This is a genomic window from Streptomyces tricolor, from assembly GCF_002155905.1.
GTDB classification, from domain to species: Bacteria; Actinomycetota; Actinomycetes; order Streptomycetales; family Streptomycetaceae; genus Streptomyces; species Streptomyces tricolor.
In genome coordinates this window covers 1-3,040 of sequence record NZ_MUMF01000454.1, presented here as the reverse complement: position 1 = coordinate 3,040, position 3,040 = coordinate 1, and the positions used below count along the sequence as shown (strand labels likewise).

The window sequence follows — 3,040 nt, the reverse complement described above, 5'->3', positions numbered from 1 at the left end:
AGGCCACGGCCGCCACGATCGCCGGGATGTTCTCGAACCCGGGCGCTCGGCTCGCCTCGCGCTCGTCCACCGGCCCTTGCGCGGCGAACCGCACCCCCTGGCGGACGACGAGCAGCCCGACCCCCGACGGCCCGCCCCACTTGTGGGCGCTGGCCGTCAGCAGCGACCAGTCGCCCCCGACCGGTCCCCAGCCCAGCGACTGCGCCGCGTCCACCAGCAGCGGCACCCCGGCCGCCCGGCACACCTCGGCCACCTCGGCCACCGGCTGCACGGTCCCCACCTCGTGGTTGGCCGACTGCAGGCAGGCCAGCGCGGTGTCCGCCCGGAGCGCCTCCGCGTACCCCGAAGGGTCGACGGCTCCCGTCCGGCTGACGGCCACCCGGGTGACGCTCCCGCCGTCCGCCTCGCACACCTCCGCCGAATGGAGGACGGAGGAGTGTTCGACGGATGACACGATCAGGTGGCGTCCGACCCGCCGCCGCCCGGCCAGCGCCCCCGCGATCCCGCTGTGCACGGCCCGGGTGCCGGACGGCGTGAACACCACCTCGTCCGGCCGGCAGCCGACCGCCTCCGCCGCCGCCTCCCGCGAGGCGTCGAGCAGCATCCGCGCCTTGCGTCCCTCCCGGTACAGCCGGGCGGGGTCGGCCCACCCCTCATCCAAAGAGGCCAACAGGGCCTGACGGGCCACGGGATGGAGGGGGGTGGCGGAAGCAGCATCGAAGTAGGCCATACGGCAACGCTAGACCGCCGGTCAGGGCAGTGCCCGGAGGGGGCGCGAGGGGCTGCGCGACCAGCCACGACGCACCCGCAGCCGCCAATTCAGCGAACCACCCGAGTTAGTAGGCACCCCTCCCCGCGAACCCTCGGAGAGGGTGGGCTAGGGTTTGGTCCGCATAAACATCCAAACCCCTGCCCGACGCAGGGCGGCGACCGACCAGCGAGAAGGCCGCAGCCGACCGCGCGGGCGAGACTCTCGGGAAGGCGCTACGTGAGTCCCAACGGCTCCGACCGCTCGCCGCGGCGCCCGATGCGGCGGAAGCTGCTGCAGGCACTGACCGCGGGCCTGGTCCTGGCGACCGCAACCGGTTGCACATACAAGGACTTCCCCCGCCTTGGCATGCCCACCCCGACCACGGAAGAGGCTCCGCGGATCCTCTCCCTGTGGCAGGGCTCCTGGGCTGCCGCGCTCGCCGTCGGCGTGCTGGTGTGGGGCCTGATCCTGTGGAGTGCTTTCTTCCACCGGCGCAGCCGCACCAAGGTCGAGGTTCCTCCGCAGACTCGGTACAACATGCCGATCGAGGCCCTGTACACGGTGGTCCCGATCATCATCATCTCGGTGCTCTTCTACTTCACGGCACGGGACGAGTCGAAGCTCCTCGACATGTCCAAGAAGCCCGACGTCACGGTCAACGTGGTCGGCTTCCAGTGGAGCTGGGGCTTCAACTACATCGAGAACGTCCCCGGTTCCACCGGTGATGCCAAGACCGACAAGAACCTGGACGCTGTTCCGGACCGGTACAAGAAGGACTTCCCGGCGAACGCCGGCGGTGTCTACGACGTCGGTACGCCCGGCACGCGGAACCCGCAGACGGGCAACCCCGGTCCGACGCTCTGGCTCCCCAAGGGCAAGACGGTCCGCTTCGTCCTCACCTCTCGTGACGTCATCCACTCCTTCTGGGTGGTGCCGTTCCTGATGAAGCAGGACGTCATCCCGGGCCACCCCAACGCCTTCCAGGTGACCCCCAACAAGGAGGGCACCTTCCTCGGCAAGTGCGCCGAGCTGTGCGGCGTCGACCACGCCCGGATGCTGTTCAACGTGAAGGTCGTCTCGCCGGAGCGCTATGAGCAGCACCTCAAGGACCTCGTCAAGAAGGGGCAGACCGGTTACATTCCCGCGGGCATCGAGCAGACGCCCCACGAGAAGAACCGGGAGTCGAACATCCTGTGAGCATCCTCAACGAACCCCAGGGTGCCGCGGCAGCTGAAGGCTCGTACGCGGACGAACTGCCGGCGAAGCGCAAGCAGCCCGGCAATCTCGTGGTGAAGTGGCTGACGACCACCGACCACAAGACGATCGGCACGCTGTATCTGGTGACGTCGTTCGCGTTCTTCCTGATCGGCGGCGTGATGGCGCTGGTCATGCGCGCCGAGCTGGCCCGGCCGGGCCTGCAGATCATGTCGAACGAGCAGTTCAACCAGGCGTTCACGATGCACGGCACCGTGATGCTGCTGATGTTCGCGACGCCGCTGTTCGCCGGTTTCGCGAACTGGATCATGCCGCTGCAGATCGGCGCGCCCGACGTCGCGTTCCCGCGGCTGAACATGTTCGCCTACTGGCTGTACCTGTTCGGCTCGCTCATCGCGGTGGGCGGCTTCCTCACGCCGGACGGCGCGGCCGACTTCGGCTGGTTCGCCTACGCCCCGCTGTCGGACGCGGTCCGCAGCCCGGGCATCGGCGCCGACATGTGGATCATGGGCCTGGCCTTCTCCGGCTTCGGCACCATCCTCGGCTCGGTCAACTTCATCACCACGATCATCTGCATGCGTGCCCCCGGCATGACCATGTTCCGCATGCCGATCTTCGTGTGGAACGTCCTGCTGACCGGTGTCCTGGTCCTGCTGGCCTTCCCGGTCCTGGCCGCCGCGCTCTTCGCGCTGGAGGCGGACCGCAAGTTCGGCGCCCACGTCTTCGACCCGGCCAACGGCGGCGCACTGCTGTGGCAGCACCTCTTCTGGTTCTTCGGCCACCCTGAGGTGTACATCATCGCCCTGCCGTTCTTCGGCATCATCTCCGAGGTCGTCCCGGTCTTCTCCCGCAAGCCGATGTTCGGCTACATGGGTCTGGTGGCCGCGACCGTGGCGATCGCCGGTCTGTCCGTGACCGTGTGGGCCCACCACATGTACGTCACCGGCGGTGTGCTGCTGCCGTTCTTCTCCTTCATGACCTTCCTGATCGCCGTCCCGACCGGTGTGAAGTTCTTCAACTGGATCGGCACGATGTGGAAGGGCTCGCTGTCCTTCGAGACGCCGATGCTCTGGG

General features: G+C 68.4%; 3 protein-coding genes. 2 read left to right on the top strand and 1 reads right to left on the bottom strand.

Annotation, left to right across the window (positions count from 1 at the left end):
- A partial coding sequence (locus tag CCN44_RS29490; RefSeq protein WP_143650042.1) for a cysteine desulfurase family protein occupies nt 1-730 on the bottom strand: 730 nt, incomplete at its 3' end.
- A gap of 258 nt (nt 731-988) precedes the next feature.
- On the opposite strand from CCN44_RS29490, the gene ctaC reads away from it, so the two are divergent.
- Together ctaC and CCN44_RS29480 are read left to right on the top strand one after the other, a co-directional pair.
- Entirely contained in the window at nt 989-1,948 is a 960-nt protein-coding gene (ctaC, locus tag CCN44_RS29485) for an aa3-type cytochrome oxidase subunit II (RefSeq protein WP_059248892.1), read from the top strand.
- A partial coding sequence (locus CCN44_RS29480) for a cytochrome c oxidase subunit I (RefSeq protein ID WP_208639864.1) occupies nt 1,945-3,040 on the top strand: 1,096 nt, incomplete at its 3' end. The genes ctaC and CCN44_RS29480, both read left to right, overlap by 4 nt.